Below are 17551 nucleotides of genomic sequence, written 5' to 3'. Positions count from 1 at the left end.
GCCCATACCGTTGACGTGGGTCCCTGCAGGTAGGGGAGCTGCACTGTTAATGCGGTAGTTACAGGTTCGAGTCCTGTCACGTGAGCCAGATTTAAAACGGGGTGTAGCTCAGTCCGGTCAGAGCTCTCGGTTTGGAGCCGAGAAGCCGCAGGTTCAAATCCTGCTGCCCCGACCAATTAATGGCCAAATGGCCGAGATGTGCGTTAGAAGAGCGCGAGGAGAAGAAAGATGATACACGAAACAGAAGACGGTTTCGAAGTGATGACAGCCGAAGGCGGCGGTCTTGTGAAAATGTGGACGCGCGGCGTCCCAGTAGATGATCGTGCACGCGAGCAGCTTTTACGGGCAGCGCAAATGCCGTTTATATTTAAACATGTAGCTGTAATGCCAGACGTTCACGTTGGTATTGGCGCGACGGTCGGTTCTGTCATTCCAACAAAAAACGCTATTATCCCCGCCGCAGTCGGAGTGGACATTGGTTGCGGAATGATGGCGTGCCGTACGACCCTTACAGCGAATGATTTGCCGGATAGCATCGGCCATTTACGCTCTGCAATCGAACGCGCCGTGCCGCATGGCAGGACATCTGGTCGTCGTCGGGACAAAGGCTCTTGGCATGATGTACCAGCTACAGCCGATGTCGCATGGGCGGGTCTTAAAGGCCGCTTTGATACAATTGTGGACAAGCACAAAGTCATCGGTCAATCCAATAACCGCAATCATCTCGGTACGCTGGGCACAGGCAATCACTTCGTCGAAGCCTGTTTGGATGAGGAAGACCGTGTCTGGTTTATGCTTCACTCTGGCTCTCGGGGTGTCGGCAACCGAATAGGACGTTACTTTATCGAGCTGGCCAAGAAAGACATGGAGCAGTGGTTCATCAATATCCCTGACAAGGATTTGGCTTACTTCCCGGAAGGCACAGATCATTTCAATGATTATGTTGAAGCCGTGGAATGGGCTCAGGACTTCGCTTTCGCGAACCGGACTGTGATGATGCAAAATGTCATCAAAGCGGCGCGAGATGTCTTGCCTGTCCCTTTCGATGCAGAAGTGGAGGCCGTAAATTGCCACCACAATTACGTTACGAAAGAGAACCACTTTGGTGAAAATGTCTATGTCACACGTAAGGGTGCCGTGCGTGCCCGAAAGGGTGACTTGGGTATCATCCCAGGCTCTATGGGCACACGGTCTTACATTGTGCGTGGCCTTGGCAACGAGGAATCATTCTGCTCTTGCTCCCACGGAGCCGGGCGGGTGATGTCTCGAACTGAAGCCAAGAAAAGTGTGTCGATGGAAGAGCATTTGGACGCTGTCAAACACGTCGAATGTCGGAAAGATGTTGGTGTGCTCGACGAAACGCCAGCCGCTTACAAGCCTATTGATGATGTTATGGAAGCCCAGAAAGATCTCGTCGAGATCATGCATACATTGCGGCAAGTTGTGTGTGTGAAGGGCTGACATAGCCAGATAAACTAAGTTGAGGAAGGCCTCGCATTTGCGGGGCCTTCGTTTAAGATAATTTGAGAATGAAAATGAGAGAGATCATAATCGACGGCAGCGAAGGTGAAGGCGGCGGACAAGTCTTGCGTACATCTTTGTCATTATCCGCTATCACTGGAAAGCCAGTCCGCATTGAAGATGTTCGAGGTCAGCGCAAAAAACCTGGACTTTTCCGTCAGCATTTAACGGCCTTCAAAGCAGCCGCAGAAATCTGTGATGCGCAAATGGAAGGCGCAGAGTTGGGCTCATCTGAGATAGCTTTCCACGCCGGGAAAATTAAAGGTGGGGATTATGAATTTTCAATCGGCTCCGCAGGCGCAACTAACCTTGTTGCTCAAACCCTTTTGCCGATACTGTCCCATGCAGATAGTGACTCTACCGTTCGGATTACAGGCGGAACACACAATCAATGGGCTCCAACATTTGATTTTTTAGACCAAGCCTTCTTGCCGCAATTTCGGAAGATGGGTGGTAGAGCGGCATTGGAGTTGGAAAGCTATGGTTTTTATCCAGCGGGCGGTGGCGCTATTCGAATGTCGGTTAAGCCGATGTCTGAAACCCACGCATTATCACTAGAGGATAGAGGTGAGCGTTTGAAGGAAAGCGCAGTTGCAATCGTTGCGAATTTGAAAAGAGATATTGCCAATCGTGAGTTGAAAACGCTTCTAAAATCTATGAATTTAAAGCCTGAACAGGGTGAAATTATTCATGCTGATGGCCCTGGACCAGGCAATGCTATTTCGCTTTTTCTGGAGCATGAGCATGTCACAGAAGTCTTCATTGGATTGGGTGAACATGGCGTGAGAGCTGAAGCCGTTGCTAAAAAAGTTGCCGAACAAGCACAAAAATATCTTCCGGCGAAAGATAGTCTTGGATCTTTGCATACGGCAGTTGGAGAGCACTTGGCTGACCAGCTGCTCTTACCAATGTCGCTGTTCGATGGCGGAGTTTTTACGACAACCGACATCACGCAGCACACTAGGACAAATATGGACATTATAAAAATGTTCTTAGATGTGGAGTTTAAAATGACTCAGCTAGGACGAAAATGCTGGAAGGTTGAAGTCACAAAACAAGCTGGAGACAACGGCACTTAGCAATCCGAAAGTTCTATTTAAATTTTAAAGCAGTTTTCTCTATGCCATTTTAGAAACGCTGGATGAGGAGCATTTCGCTCATTATGTGGAAGTGTTGCTTTGAAAGAACTGTGGATGAGTTTCTCTAAAGATGCGGTGTCATTGACGTGACGCGAGACCATGATTTCCATGTCATCTGCGAGGCTCAATAGACCGCGATCAAACATCCAGTGAACAGTTCCCGATAGCGCAATACCGTTTTGTACAGAGTCGGGGCCGTTATGCTCGACCGCTCGAATATGGGCGGCTTCGACCTCTGCCCGCCCGCCTCCATTGATGAATTTCAAGCCCGTGAACGCACATCTTTCGTCATAGGCATTCAGCACAAGCTTTCTAAAAATGGGTGAGCGGATAGCGCGACTACCCGATAGAATTCGTCGTTCTCGGCTGACCTCATATTCAAATGCAGCTTGGCTTCCTCTAAATGAGACACGGTTAAATCCGTCTGGTCTATGCGTGGTAAAGTCACACCTAAATCGCTTAACCCAGCATCTAAAATGCGGTTAAAGTCACTTTCAGAGATAGGCCGAACGGCTGCTTGGGCCCGTCCCGAGATTTTCCCGGCGTCGTTATACAAGCCTTTTTCCATAAGTGTCCCGTTGTCTTTAAAGGGCACATTTTGGGAAAATTCAAAGTAACTTCCAGGCTCGATAAGGGCGAGATACATGTCCGTTTTCGAAGGGTCTGGGACGATTTTCTCGACGCGTCCGACAGCATAATAGCCGCGACTTTCTCTGACTTTTGTTGGTTCATAAAACAGAACCCAGCCCCGTTCGAACTGCATGGCTCGGCTAAGATAGCTGCTCGGAAATTGGTAACGCTCTGACGGATGATCGTCATAACGGGAATCTTCGCGGTGAATAAAAACGCCAAACATTACATCATGATTGCTATATTCTTGAGTGAGTCAAACGCCAATTTTCGCCGCTTTGCGCCGAGTCTGGCGCGCCTGCCTCCGCTCGTGTGGGGGCGGCTCCGGCAGGCCCGCCAGACGACATAGACGCGATGGCGGCAATTAAATAGAAAAGGTGGATTTGAGGGTACGTTAGTGAGGGCAAGATAAAACAGGTCGGCCCACCCATTGGCTAGTCCTTTGTCTGCACATCGTTTTTGGTGGGGCTTTTGTTGGAAGGCGTAGCCCCACCGTTTGTTATTTTTCCCTTTAACTCTTGAAACTTACGGTAGGCCCACCCCTAATTAGACTGTCTGAACCCTTAAGTGAGCAGACAGATGAGCCAAGACAGAGACAATGATTTTCGCGTTCAAATGGGGCGACGAAAAGCTTCAAGAGAGAGGCGTGTTCGGCCTAAACGCCCACAGAGTTTTCTGGACTCGCTAACGCCACGCAAAGGCAGCAGGTCGAGCAGGTATCGCAGCCGCCCAAGCCAAACCGTTCAGCGTAGTTTTCACCGCCGTGTTATTGTTCAGGCGTCTATCAAACGCATGTCAGGAACAGGCGCGGCAAAGCTCAAAGATCATCTCTCTTATTTGGAACGGGACGCCACGCAGAAGGACGCTAGCCCCGGCAAGCTTTACGGTTCGCTCTTGCATGATGTCGATGCCGAGAGTTTTCGGGATCGCTGCAAAGGCGACCGCCATCATTTTCGCTTTGTCGTGTCGCCAGAAGACGCGGAGCAAATGGCTGACCTAAAGTCTTATACCAGAGAACTTGTCTCGTGCATGGAAAGTGATCTCGGCACAAAGCTCGATTGGGTCGCAGTCGATCATTACGATACGGCCCAGCCGCACACCCATTTACTCGTGCGCGGCGTACGGGATGACGGCAAAGACTTAGTCATCCCGCGAGACTATATTTCACGCGGCATGAGAGAGCGGGCGCAGGAGATTGCAAGTCTAGAGCTTGGTCCGCAGAGTGAGTTGGAGAAACGCGCCAAACTCGCCCGCGCAATCGAGGCGCAACACAAGACCGATTTAGACAAGATGATTGACCGCGCGCGTGAGGGTGAAACCCTCGACTTGCGCAAACCCGTGAGACCCAACCAACTCTGGCGCAAACAACTCATGGCGCGCCGCATCAAGACGCTCCAGCAAATGGGCTTGGCGGAGTATGAAGGACGCGGACAGTGGACCATTAAGCCAGACTTCACCCAGACGCTCACAAAGATGGGCGAGCAGAACGACATTATCAAAACTTTGCACCGCGCCTTTGGAGAACGAAGCGCTGAAATCAGGCTAGGTGCGGATGCCATCTTTGATCCTGCTGCGCCGAATGCACTGTCACAGGCCGGGATTGTGAAGCGCTTCGGGCGGCAGGATGATACCCGCGAAAGCAGCTTTGTCGTGATCGAGACTTTGCGAGGCAAGCCGCTCTACGCCAAGGTTGAGGAAGATGAGGTGTTCAGCTCGCTGAAAGTCGGGCAGGCCGTGACGGTGCAGGCTTTTGATCCTGAACCTATACAGGCCGATAGAAACATCGTTGCGCATGCCGAGCGACATGAGGGCGTCTTCTCGCCCGTTCATGTCCATCTCGTAGAGAATAACTCCGAGGAATATACCAGAGCCCATGAGCGGCGGTTGGAGGCCTTGGGTCGCGCTAATGTCGTGAGCAAAAACAAAAGTGGGGCTTGGGATATCCCTGACGATTATCTGGATCGCGTGAGAGACTATCACGAACAGCTCGCCAAGCGGCTGCCAGCCCCGCTGGTACGGGACAGCGTGTTGACTATCAAGCAAATGACAACCGCGCGCGGCGCGACATGGCTCGACGAGCAATTGAAACGGGGAAGCCTTGAAGAAGAACGGACCAGTCGAGAGCTACTAGATGCCGCTGCACAGCGCCGAGCCGCGTTAAGGCAAATGGGATTTGGAATTAGAGACAAAGATCGACTGCTTCAAATCTGTATTAACGAGCTTAAGGATATGGACGTCAAGGAGGCCGGAAATGCTTTAGAAAACCAGATGGGCAAGCCTTACGCCTCGTCATCAGGCGCGTCCCACATTGAAGGGGTCTTCAAAGGGACGATTGAACGGCCAAGCGGTAAGTTTGCCGTCATAGAAAAATCACGAGAGTTCACGCTTGTTCCGTGGCGGCCTATCATGGAACGGCGCAGGGGGCTGAGCATCATAGGCCGTGCGAGCCAAGGCGGCGGCATTAGTTGGGATGTGAGAGATAGACAGCGGGATCGGGGCTTGTCGCTTTAGCGAAACTTTCAAAAACCTGAGTTCTCTTGAAATTTGCCAGCAATTTGTTCGATTTACTGACCTAGTCCAAAAATCGATTTGAGCGCATTTTATGATCTCCATCAGGAGACAACCATGACCACATCTAAACCGCGCGTCCGTGCCTATGTCGATCACGACACTTACGCTAAGCTTCAGTTCGCAACGACCCGCCCGCATGTGTCGATCTCAGACACGGTGAATAATGCGTTGAAGGTCTATCTCTCGGAAGAATATAATCTCGAACATAACAGCGCCATGATCAGACGGCTCGACCGCATGACGCGGGAGAGTGAACGGATTAATCAAAAGCTGGCCATTCAGTCAGAAGTTATGGCCGCATTTATGCTTTACACGATGCGCGTCACTCCGCAGCTGCCAGAAGCAGAGAAGGCCGCCGCTATTGCGCGCGGCGATAAGCTATTCGATGATCTTGTCGAGAATTTGAAGGCGTGGCTTCAACGTACTTCAAAGAGCCTTTTTGGAACATTTGACGATGTCTATTCGGACGAGAGCGCATTCTTTACCGCAGAGGAATTGGAGCTATTGCACAAGCCTGCGCCGGGAGAGGTCAAAAGACAAACAGATGTTGAAGCGGAAGCTCCGCTTGATGAATAAAACTCTAACGGTCGAAGATTTAGAATACGGGCTTGGTGTCCTTGCTCGGATCATTGACACACAGGGCGATGCGGTTTGGCCTTTGTTTGAGCGGCTGGAACGAGAGTTGGCAGACATGCAGAGTCGGCGTGGGCGAGTTGAACGCTGGATAGAAGGAAACTGGTCACAGCCCGTGCTAAGGGCACAAACAAATAGCTATTGAAAAACCTGAGAATCGTACCATCTATCTCAGATGGCATTTAAACGAAATATAACCTCATCATCCGTCTTTGACACACCTTATGATCTTTTTAAGTCCCTGTCGGGACGGAAGTTCGCCGATCTAATGTTGCATCAGGAAGAAATACTGAAAACCTACCTAGAGTCCGGCTTGAACAAACCTGATGTAGCTATGCAATTACCCACGGGTAGCGGGAAGACGCTAGTAGGCGTCCTAATAGCCGAATGGCGGCGACGTAAATTTGGCGAGAAAGTCGTCTATCTTTGCCCCACTATCCAACTTGTAAACCAAACGTGTAAGCAGGCAAAAGATGACCATAAAATAAATATGGTAGCTTTCACTGGAACCAAGAAAAACTTCACAGCCAAAGATGTAACAGCCTACGAAACTGGAAAGTCTGTAGCGGTAACAACTTTCAGCGCCATTTTTAATGCAAAATCATTTTTCCAAGATGCGGATATAATCATTGTAGATGATGCACATGCATCGGAGAATTATGTAGCAAAAACATGGTCCGTCGAAATCGATGTCCACAACGAAAAACACAAACCTCTGCACGATGCGCTTGTCGCATGCTTGAAGCCAGTGATTTCAATACTAGATTACGCGAGATTATCGGGTCGATGGACAAACCATTCCGATGCTAGTTGGTATGACAAATTACCAACTCCAAAGCTTTTAGAGGTTAAAGATGACCTCATAAAAGTCATGAATGTGCATATTTATGGAACTGACCAAAAGTTTCCATGGTTGATGATTATGGATCATTTAGAGGCGTGTCAGATTTATCTTTCGTCCAATACCATTCTAATAAGGCCTCTTATCCCACCCACATGGACTTTAGAAGCTTTCTCTAATCCCAAGCAACGCATTTTTATGTCTGCCACTTTAGGAAACGGCGGAGATTTAGAACGACTTACAGGAAGAAAGAAAATTTACAGGCTACCTACGCCAGAGGACTTCAAGAAGCAGGGCATAGGTCGAAAGTTTTTTGTCTTTCCAGAAATGACGATGACGCCAGATGAGGCGGACAAGTTAAGACTTGATTTGCTGCAAAAAGCCGGGCGTGGCGTGATTATTACTCCGAGCGGCAAAGAATGCAGTAGAATAGCCGCCGCAGTACAAAGTCGGATTGGGGAGAAAAACGTATTAAGTGTTGGGGATATCGAAAATTCGAAGAACGACTTTTTGCACAAAGATGACGCCGCAGTTGTTATGGCAAATCGATACGACGGCGTAGACTTCCCGAATGATGAATGCCGGTATCTTTGTGTAGACGGTCTTCCAAGAGCGATGAACGCGCAAGAAAACTTCATAATGTCTCGAATGGGAGCAAGGATTTTATTTAGCGAACGAATACAAACTCGCGTTATGCAAGCTGTTGGTCGTTGCACACGATCCCTACAAGACTACTCAGCTGTATTCGTAACGGGCAGAGAGTTGCAAAATCAACTTACGAATAGAAGCCTTATTCAACATTTCCCTTCGGAGTTACAAGCTGAGTTAAACTTTGGGATCGAAACTTCGATGGAAGCTGAAAAGAAGGATCACCATGAGAATTTCGATCTCTTCATTGAGCATAGTGATGAATGGCAAGAGGTGAATGCTGAGATAATTCAAGACATTGAGAAGTATGACCAAAAACCGTTTCCAGCTTTAGATAGCCTAGAGAATATTGTTGGCTATGAGATCGATTATCAGAAGGCTATGTGGCAACATGATTACAAAGAAGCATTTGAGGCTGCAAAGAAGGTGTCATCTGGGCTTCTTAACGGGTCAGAGCTGAAAGGCTATCGGGGTCTGTGGTACTATCTGGGTGGCAGCGCCGCTTTCTTGGCTCACAATGCTGGACAAATATCTCAAATGGCTGCGGTTCGGGAGCAATTCACATCGGCAAAAAAAGCGTCAAACCTAATCTCTTGGCTGTCAGATTTATCAAACATTGGTCTTGTGGATGATACGGACGAAGCAGGCCAAGACGACGCTGACCTAAATACTCAGATTGATAATTTAGAGAGTATTTTATTGAGCTTTGGAAGCAAACATGATGCAAGATACGAGAAATTCGAAGCAAAAATTCTTAATGGACTAACCGACATGGAGCATTTTGAAGATGCTCATGAACAACTTGGGAAATTGTTAGGCTTTTATTCTGGCAATATTGAAGTGCATGGCTCTCCGGACCCCTATTGGATATCAAAGAGCCGCTGTTTTGTTTTCGAGGACCATGCAAATGCAGGCGAAGACAAAGTGCTCTCGGTGACGAAAGCTCGTCAAGTAAGCTCTCATCCTGCTTGGATCGAAGAAAATATCGAAATAGCCAAAGGCCTAGAAAAGTTTGCCGTGCTCGTCACACCAGTTTCTAAGGTTGATAAAGGCGGTATGCCATCCTTAAAGTCTGTATCAATATGGAAATTAGATGATTTTATCATCTGGGCAAAAGAAGCATTGTCTCAAATACGATCTCTCAGAGTTGATTTAACCGAAGCAGGAGATATGGAGTGGCGTATCAGGGCCAAGACAGTTCTAGAGGACCATAGTTTGTCGGCGAAAAAATTATCAGAATTTTTCAAAAAATCCAACGCCTATGAGAATTTGGAAGCCGTTGATTTTGATAAATAAAACGCTCCTACGAAATTGAGTGCTGGATCGCAAACTTCGCAATCTGATCTCGCCGATATTCTAGCGAGCCACCATCGCCATAGCTTGGCCGCGTATTATGATGGCCCATGAGAATGCAGCGTAGGCCGTAATCTATATCTGCTTCCAGCATCCGCTTTTCAAAGGCGTGGCGAATGGAATAGATGCGGTTGTCTGGCGTTTCGAACAATCCTTCCGCTTTGAAGCGTTTCATCAGAGTTTGCGATAGGAGTGAGCCTTTATCGCGGTAACGTGGAAAACCGTTGGGCCTTTGTGTCATGGCTTCGAGCGATACGCCTAGCAGCGGAATATCACGCCTTGCGGATTTGGACTTAAGCTTGCGGGTTGCCGTAGGCCTGATTTTCAAATGCGGCACGTCATGGTCAAGAATGATATGTTCTGGCCGTAGGTTCGCTATCTCACTCGGACGACAGCCCGTTTCAATCAGAGCATAGACAATCAGGCGTGCATCTTCATTCAGAGAGTTGAGCGCGCCTTTGGCTAGAATTCTGTTTTGCAGCCAATTGACCGAGAAGGGTGGAATGTCTTTATAGACGACATTCTTGAACCGCAGATCGTCAAAAGGATTGTCGCGTTTGGGCTCGCCTTCATAGGTCCAGTATGACCGAAAGAGGATGCGCAGGTTTGTCAGGTCTTTATTGGCGCTATTGCCGCTGCGAGGCCGCGAGCCATCTTTCGGGTCAACTTTCGCGCCCCACCACTCAAAGAATGCCTGCCCATCTGCGCGGTCAATCTCGGCCATAGGCTTGTCGCCGCGCAGGCAGATGAAGTTTTGAACAGCGCGGGCTTTAACCTTGCGCCAGTTGCGTCTCTGGTCGGGTGATTTACCCTTTTGGTCTCCAATACTGATCTTATCGCAATAAAGCTCGAAGGCCTCGCTAATCGGGATAGAGGCCTTGGGAGCCGTGCCGAGCAGAGCATCCGTTTCTGGTACGGCTTGCCGTGTACCCAGACTGCTTTCCAAGGCGCGTAAGCGATCAATGACTTCTGACATATCATTCTGCACGGATAACTCTTCGACAGGCGTGTAGATATAACCCCGCGCAAAGGCCCGTGCCTTCGCCGCACGGTATCGAGAGACAGCGGAGCTATTGGAAGTGTTCGCTTGTGATGTAGCAAGCGATGACCAGTAGAAATCATCCGCTTCTGCCAGCGCATCACGCCGCACACGCGCGACTTCCCGCGAGGATGTCTTAAGCGCTGACTTTATCAGCCTGCGTTTATCGACTTCCGCATAGCGCAGCGGGACGCGGCGCACGTAATACCAGCGGCCTTTGCGCTGTTTCAGATATTGATCGAGGTGTCTCATCTCGCTCATAATGTAGCCCATTTTGTAACCCAATTTGTGGCCCAAAATGTCAACAACTTTGAGGAAGGCACAGGTTTCTTAAGGAAAATACAAGTCTTATCAGAGACTTATTAGCTTTCGACTTTAAGAAAATGGTGCCCCACACGGCAGTGCATTTCAATTTTAAGCTATTGATTCATAATCATTATTTTTAATTCAAATATTAAAGTGCCCCCAATAATGCCCCCAAAATAATTACATGTTTTGGGAAATGATAAATCCGATTGTTATCACCTGCATCACCGGCCACTGAAATTTTAACCCCGTCATCGAGGCACAAAAGCTGGAATGCCTGCTCGTAGTATACCTCTACCCTCGCCAATGGAAGTAGCCTATGTAGCCTATTGCCCCCAGGCGCGATTGAAGGCGCCATTGCTCAAGTTGAAAAGAATGAAGTTCGCTGCGCCAATGATCGAGGCGTTCGTTGGGATAAGTGAGTGAAGCTGGCGATTTGTGGGTGAGAGAATTGTACCAATAAAACTAGATGAACATATATTTTTCTGTACGAACATTTTAAAACACGATAGATAGTAACTATTACGAACTAAATCACTGGTTTAATTATGGCGCTCCCAACTATACAAGAAGTAGTGATCAAATATCTATATGGCACGAACTCACTTCCAGATAATCTGGCCTCATCTGACTACATTCGTCCTCCAATAATCAACTCTCAATCCCCATATTCAATCGATATAGACGTTAATGAATATATGTCTAACGGAGCTGGCCGCTATGCATATGGTTCAGAATCAAGCTTGGTTGAGTATTTTTTTAAGATAACCAAGGATCTGGATATCAATCTCGACGCTGGTAGATATACGAAACTGGAAATGAGAGATCATATATTGGAGAAAATTCAATCTAAGTTTGGCTCCAATTCAGCTGAGGTAATAAACTCTTCAGAGGATTTGTCATTTTTCGGAATTATTGTTAAGCAATATAACTTTGGAGCCACTAGTGATGATTTCTACGAAAGAATATTTTTAAATAATTCTACCTCCTTTGCTTTAGCAGATGATGTTGCATTTATAGTCTATCCGGACGGCCAGAGGTATATTGAAAACTATTCTTTAACTCCTTTTGGAACGGATAACTTCGACTTCGACTCAACTGACGGATTGGCCCGTATTGGAAATCCTGTCCTTGAAAGAGATATCGACCCATATGGGATAGGGCGAACAGTTGACTTTAACTATATTGGGGAAACCAGCTCTCAATATGCTTACACTTATGAAGATTATCAAAATGACGTAAACGAACACGCTTCAAATTTTTCTCTGCCTTATAATTTGCAAGGAATCGCTTTTGGAGTAGGTTTGATCGTCGGGGGGTTAAGAGCAGATGGCATTATTTCGCCACACGATACAGATGGTCGACGCATAATATATGGTTCGATAGATAACGACGATATTAAGCCTTCAATATTTGATGCGAGTAATGATGGTTTGGCTATAATCGGCGGCAACGGCAATGATACGCTTACGGGAGGAAGTAGTTCAGACTATTTGGAAGGCGGCGTCGGATCCGACGTTTTGGATGGGCGAGGCGGAGATGATTTCCTTCAAGGCGGGCAAGGTGCTGATACATTTATTTTTGGCCGTGGATACGGGAATGATACAATTCTTGATGATAGCGCCGCTGATTCAGTCGGTGACAGAGTAGAATTTGATCCCGAATGGTATCTTACTGCAGACCCTGTAATTCAAGCTAATGGTGATGTGGTTTTCACCTTCGGTAATGACTCTCTGACAATAGAGGACTTATACGACTTTAGTTCAGGTGACTTACGAATCGATGTTGGCAGATTTGCAATCGAAGTTGATGAAGATGATATAGATGGGAATACACCGCAATCTACACGAGTTTATGCGCGAATTCAGTATGGTAACGATGACTCAAATATGTCTTACGAAGCGGATGCAGATGTCAGTTCATACATTTCTGTAAGAGATCGTGCACAAGACGGAATATCTTTAATTGGCGGGCGAGAAAACGATGTTTTGATTGGTAGTCACGGTGATGATTACTTGATCGGCCAACAAGGGGACGACCTTCTTCAAGGCGGAGGTGGTGATGATCAAATACAAGGAGGGTTTGGTAATGATACTGTAAGTTATTTGGACTCGACATCTGGAGTAAACGTCCTCCTAGACTTAAACTTCGATGATAATGATGTTATTGGGTCCTCTTCCGGTGGGTCAGGTGGAGATAGCCTGTTCTTTATTGAAAATGTTTATGGTTCCTACTTTGCCGACATCATCGCAGGGTCAGACGAAAACAATACGCTCGTTGGATATGGTGGTGGGGATACGATTTATGGGTTCGGCGGAAAGGACATTATTGTTCTTGGGGATGGCCAAAATCTGGCTAACGGAGGAAACGACTCCGATATTGTTCTTTTCTATCATGCAACTGAATACGTAAGAGTTGATCTTCGTGACATGACTGTCGAAGGTGATTCTGTTGAGGGAACGACAATAGAGTTAATCGAACACTTGGGCGGCAGTTATTTTGACGACAGACTCTACGGAAATGATGAAAATAATATCCTTATGGGACTGGCTGGTGATGACTCACTGAGAGGTTACGATGGAGTCGACTTTATAATCGGAGGAGAAGGAAATGACCTTCTGAGAGGCGGTGACGGAGATGATGTTTTATCCGGAGATGAAGGTAATGATCGTCTTCGAGGCGATGATGGAGATGACATCATCGACGGTGGCGACGGTTCAGACACTGTTGAATATACATTAGCGGATAGTGGAGTAGAAGTAGATTTAGAAGACGGTGAAGGTTTTGAAATTAGCTCCTCCGCAGATGTAGGGCATGACACACTAACGTCTATCGAAAACATCACAGGTTCCGACTATGATGACCGTCTCTTTGGAGATGACTTTGAGAATACCATCAACGGTGAAGATGGTGATGACACCATTCGTGGACGTGGGGGTGACGATCAAATTTACGGAGGAGATGATGAAGACTTTATTCGTGGTGGAGATGGCGAGGATTTCATTGATGGCGGACGAGATAACGACACGTTAGAAGGTGACGACGGGAATGATAGAATTCTCGGAGGGCATGGAAATGATGTTATTGAGGGCGAAAATGGTGACGACTCTCTCGATGGTGGGAGTGGCGATGACGAAATTGATGGCGGACTTGGCAGCGATGTCCTTGAAGGTGGAACAGACGATGACCTTCTACTTGGAAAAGATGGTGATGATTATCTCTCGGGTGGAGATGGCGTTGACCAACTAATTGGTGGAAATGATAATGACACGTTGATTGGCGGAACCGGCATCGATGATCTTGATGGTAATAATGGTGATGATTTGTTCATCATTGATGATGACGGAGTGCGCGATACAATCAATGGAGGAGATGGTTTTGATACTGTCGATTTTTCAAATTCAGCATCACAAATTGACATCGATTTAGAAGATCGAGAGTTAGTCTCCGATGAAACAGGTGCCGACTACATTGTTAATGTTGAAGGTGTAATCGGAACACAATTCAATGATGTCATTAGGGGTAACAATTTTGACAACAGGCTTGTTGGAGGTGACGGCGTTGACCGTATTTATGGCGATGAAGGTAATGACATAATTTTTGGGGGTAATGGTGACGACTTTTGGCTTCAAGGTAACAGTGGCAACGATATAATATATGGTGGGAACGGTTCTGATAGATTAGCAGGTGGGGACGATAATGATATTCTGTACGGCGGTGAGGGTGACGACATATTAGATGGAGATGATGGAGATGACATAATGTTCGCTGTTGGCGGTGAAGATGATGTGTACGGAGGCGACGGATTTGACACATTAGATTATTCTGATTCAACTTCAGAAATCTGGGGCGATGGCGAAGATGTATATACAGGAAATATCCGTGACAGCATAGGTAGGGAAGACATCGAAGCTCTTATAGGGACAAACTATGATGACCGAATTGATTTAAATGCATCTTTAGTAAGAGTTGAAGGCGGAGATGGTGACGACACGATTTGGTCTCGAACCACAAATGCTACTACAATTCTTGGACAAGGAGGAAACGACAGAATTCTCGGTGGAGCTGGGGTTGATTTCATCGATGGTGGTGATGGTAAAGACTCCGTCGATTATTCATCATCGGACAATCCGGAAGGAGTCAGCCTCACATTAAATGACGATGGAAGTGTCACAGCATTTGGCGGTTTTTCTACCGGAGATACCATTACAAACATGGAGGATTTACGCGGCTCCCAGATGGAAGACACACTAACAGGAAATTCCTTTGCTAATGAAATTCGTGGCTATAGAGGCATCGATTTAATCGATGGCGGCGCAGGAGACGATGTTCTTCGCGGTGATAATGATAATGACTTCATTACTGGCGGGTTGGGTGATGATATCATTAATGGCGGATCAGGAAGGGATTATGCGGTTTATAGTGGACAGTTTTCAAATTACTCGATCGCCTTTGATACCATAGAATTGACTTACACTATCACAGATAATGTAGGCGATGACGGTGTCGATAGCGTAATCTTTATCGAATATTTGCGTTTCTCTGATGAAGATTACGACATTAGCACATTAACTCCTGTCATAAACTTTACTGATCAGAACGACATAGGTTCCGGCACTTTGGACAATGATGTTATCAATGCATTTGATGGTAACGATATTATTAGCGGCCTGGGTGGTGATGACGAAATATATGGTGGTTTAGGCGCAGACACACTAATTGGGGGAGCTGGTGCAGATTTATTAGATGGTGGCGAGGGCTTGGATAGTGCCGATTATAGAGACTCTATTGCGGGCATTGCATTGAGCTTACTAAGTGGCGGAACGATAGGCGAAGCATATGGCGATAGCTTTGTATCTATTGAACGCGTTTACGGATCCAATTTCAATGACGTCATCACAGGTTCTGACGCCAATGAGTTCTTTTACGGCGAGGACGGCAATGACACAATTAATGGCGGGGGCGGGGTTGACCGTATCTATGGAGGGGACGGGGATGATATCCAGCGCGGCCAAGAGGGCAATGATACGCTTTATGGCTCGGCAGGAGCAGACCAACTGAACGGCGGGACAGGCTTTGATATCGCCAGATATGATAATGCGGCCTCTGCAGTGACGGTTGTTCTCTCTTCAAGCGGAACAGTGGGCGACGCGGCAGGTGATACCTATTTTGGTATTGAAGCGGTTTACGGCTCTGTTTTCAACGATAGCCTGACAGGTAATACGAGTGTGAATGAGCTGCGCGGCGAGGACGGTGATGATACGCTGGACGGCGGAGCGGGTAATGACCGTCTCTTTGGCGGGGAAGGCGCGGATACGCTCATTGGCGGTGCAGGTATCGATAGTGCCTATTACACGGCTGCGGCTGCAGGGGTGACGCTTGACCTGGCGACTAGCGGCACGGGCGGTGAGGCTGCGGGTGATAGCTTTAACAGCATTGAATGGGTCTTTGGCTCCGATTTTGATGATAGCCTGACAGGTGATGCGGGTAATAACCGCCTTTATGGTGAGGACGGTAATGACATTCTCAATGGCGCGGGCGGTAATGACCGTATCCTAGGCGGTGAGGGCAATGATACCATCAATGGCGGGGACGGCGTTGATGTGCTCTTTGGCCAAGATGGTGATGACATTATGAGCGGCGGGGCCGGCAATGACTTCTTCTATGGCGGAGCGGGCGCGGATAGCTTTGACGGGGGCGCTGACTTTGATACGGTCAATTATCTCAACCTGAGCTCAGGGGTTAGCTTTGATATGACCGCATCTGGCCTGACGGGCGAGGCTATGGGTGATACCTATGTCTCTATTGAGCGTGTCTTAGGCACAAGCTTTGATGATGTCATGCGCGGCTCATCTGGTGATGATGTCCTGCTAGGCAATGGCGGGAATGACTATATTGACGGCGGGGCCGGTAATGACAGTCTTAATGGCGGGGCTGGCGTTGATAGCTTTGGCTATACAACAAATGGCAATGATGCAGATGTTATAAGCGGCTTCACATTAAACGAAGTGATTTACATTCTCGGCGGTGATCCAGCCTTTGATACATGGGCCGAGCTGCAGGCTGTGGGCTCTGATGCAGGCGCGAATGTGATATTTAACTTTGGCGGAGGCAACACGCTGACCATCGTTGGGCATAACCTTAGCGACCTTGATGCTTCTAACTTCGACTTTGGCGGAACCCCGCCCGCCGCGGCGCCGCTCACTGTCCCAGACGCCTTCGCAGGTGATCCGATTGATGTCTTTGATATGGATGCCTTGATTTAGGGTTAGCCTAGCTCGCCAAACGGATCCACAAGCTTAAGCGCGATAATTTCTAAAATTGTTTCGCCCGTTGAAGTGATGGCGTAATTATGCATAAGAGTGACTTAAGATAGATTGCTTTTGGGGACGTATATTGCGGTTTTACTTTGATAACCTTTTTGCTGAAAATTTAGATCTGATTTCTGAGATGGGTCTGAACGCATTCATATATCCTAATCTAACCGTCAATATGATCAATGAAGCACCTGTCATTGGGCCCTTATTCAATACAACCGAGCCTACTGAGGGCGATGATGTTATTGATGCAGGGTTTTTGACAACTAACCTAAATGGCCTTGGCGGCATAGACCGCCTCACTCTTGATTATAGCGGCGCGGCTCCGAATGGACTGACGTTAGACCGTATCAGCTTTAGCCTTCAAAGTGACACTACTGGTAACGGAAATGATGCTCTATATTACACGACGACGACTGTTGGGATAAATATTAATGCGTTTGAGAGCTATGACATTACGGCGACTGACGGCAATGATTATGTTTACACTGAAAACGGTGATGGCGATGATATTATCCGTGGTCTTGGCGGTAGTGATATAATCTACACGCGT

General features: G+C 47.6%; 9 protein-coding genes, 2 tRNA genes and 1 pseudogene. 9 read left to right on the top strand and 3 right to left on the bottom strand.

Annotation, left to right across the window (positions count from 1 at the left end; genetic code table 11):
- Positions 1 to 11 precede the first annotated feature (11 nt).
- From F569_RS0114090 to rtcA, 4 genes are all read left to right on the top strand, one after another.
- A tRNA-Asn gene (locus F569_RS0114090) sits at positions 12 to 88 on the top strand.
- Between the two features lie 9 nt (positions 89 to 97).
- Positions 98 to 175: transfer RNA gene (locus tag F569_RS0114085), tRNA-Pro, on the top strand.
- Between the two features lie 53 nt (positions 176 to 228).
- Positions 229 to 1461: an RtcB family protein gene (locus tag F569_RS0114080; protein WP_034389077.1), complete on the top strand. Its 1233-nt coding sequence runs from the start codon at positions 229 to 231 to the stop codon at positions 1459 to 1461.
- A gap of 74 nt (positions 1462 to 1535) precedes the next feature.
- Positions 1536 to 2600, top strand: coding sequence for an RNA 3'-terminal phosphate cyclase (rtcA, locus tag F569_RS0114075; protein ID WP_051279917.1), 1065 nt, complete (start codon positions 1536 to 1538; stop codon positions 2598 to 2600).
- 17 nt (positions 2601 to 2617) lie between these two features.
- On the opposite strand, the gene F569_RS19935 is transcribed toward rtcA, so the two are convergent.
- Together F569_RS19935 and F569_RS19930 are read right to left on the bottom strand one after the other, a co-directional pair.
- Positions 2618 to 2965, bottom strand: coding sequence for an HNH endonuclease (locus tag F569_RS19935; protein WP_233353691.1), 348 nt, complete (start codon positions 2963 to 2965; stop codon positions 2618 to 2620).
- Positions 2959 to 3516: a hypothetical protein gene (locus F569_RS19930; protein WP_233353690.1), complete on the bottom strand. Its 558-nt coding sequence runs from the start codon at positions 3514 to 3516 to the stop codon at positions 2959 to 2961. The genes F569_RS19935 and F569_RS19930 overlap by 7 nt, the downstream gene beginning before the upstream one ends.
- 353 nt (positions 3517 to 3869) lie before the next feature.
- Here F569_RS19930 and F569_RS0114060 point away from each other — a divergent pair, with 353 nt between their 5' ends.
- The 3 genes from F569_RS0114060 to F569_RS0114045 all read left to right on the top strand — a co-directional run bounded on the left by F569_RS0114060 (position 3870) and on the right by F569_RS0114045 (position 9279).
- Positions 3870 to 5801: a DUF3363 domain-containing protein gene (locus tag F569_RS0114060; RefSeq protein WP_084169043.1), complete on the top strand. Its 1932-nt coding sequence runs from the start codon at positions 3870 to 3872 to the stop codon at positions 5799 to 5801.
- Between the two features lie 114 nt (positions 5802 to 5915).
- On the top strand, positions 5916 to 6437 hold the full coding sequence (locus tag F569_RS19135) for a hypothetical protein (protein WP_051279916.1): 522 nt from the start codon (positions 5916 to 5918) through the stop codon (positions 6435 to 6437).
- 232 nt (positions 6438 to 6669) lie between these two features.
- Positions 6670 to 9279 carry a DEAD/DEAH box helicase gene (locus F569_RS0114045; RefSeq protein WP_026942721.1) on the top strand — a complete coding sequence of 870 codons (2610 nt, stop codon included), beginning with the start codon at positions 6670 to 6672 and terminating at the stop codon, positions 9277 to 9279.
- Between the two features lie 7 nt (positions 9280 to 9286).
- On the opposite strand, the gene F569_RS0114040 is transcribed toward F569_RS0114045, so the two are convergent.
- On the bottom strand, positions 9287 to 10636 hold the full coding sequence (locus F569_RS0114040) for a DUF6538 domain-containing protein (RefSeq protein ID WP_034389094.1): 1350 nt from the start codon (positions 10634 to 10636) through the stop codon (positions 9287 to 9289).
- Positions 10637 to 11256: 620 nt separating this feature from the next.
- On the opposite strand from F569_RS0114040, the gene F569_RS0114030 reads away from it, so the two are divergent.
- Complete coding sequence (locus tag F569_RS0114030; protein WP_162143788.1) at positions 11257 to 16947, top strand: calcium-binding protein; 5691 nt, start codon at positions 11257 to 11259, stop codon at positions 16945 to 16947.
- A gap of 130 nt (positions 16948 to 17077) precedes the next feature.
- A pseudogene (locus tag F569_RS18260) lies at positions 17078 to 17551 on the top strand (hypothetical protein); the annotation flags it as partial.

The organism is Hellea balneolensis DSM 19091 (assembly GCF_000428525.1).
Taxonomy (GTDB): Bacteria; Pseudomonadota; Alphaproteobacteria; order Caulobacterales; family Maricaulaceae; genus Hellea; species Hellea balneolensis.
This window is presented reverse-complemented; position numbering and strand designations above follow the sequence as displayed.

Coding starts and splice junctions, on each gene's coding strand:
- F569_RS19135 (WP_051279916.1), top strand. CDS start 5,916: ATGACCACATCTAAACCGCGCGTCCGTGCCTATGTCGATCACGACACT.
- F569_RS0114040 (WP_034389094.1), bottom strand. CDS start 10,636: ATGAGCGAGATGAGACACCTCGATCAATATCTGAAACAGCGCAAAGGC.
- F569_RS0114080 (WP_034389077.1), top strand. CDS start 229: ATGATACACGAAACAGAAGACGGTTTCGAAGTGATGACAGCCGAAGGC.
- F569_RS0114045 (WP_026942721.1), top strand. CDS start 6,670: ATGGCATTTAAACGAAATATAACCTCATCATCCGTCTTTGACACACCT.
- F569_RS0114060 (WP_084169043.1), top strand. CDS start 3,870: ATGAGCCAAGACAGAGACAATGATTTTCGCGTTCAAATGGGGCGACGA.
- F569_RS19930 (WP_233353690.1), bottom strand. CDS start 3,516: ATGTTTGGCGTTTTTATTCACCGCGAAGATTCCCGTTATGACGATCAT.
- rtcA (WP_051279917.1), top strand. CDS start 1,536: ATGAGAGAGATCATAATCGACGGCAGCGAAGGTGAAGGCGGCGGACAA.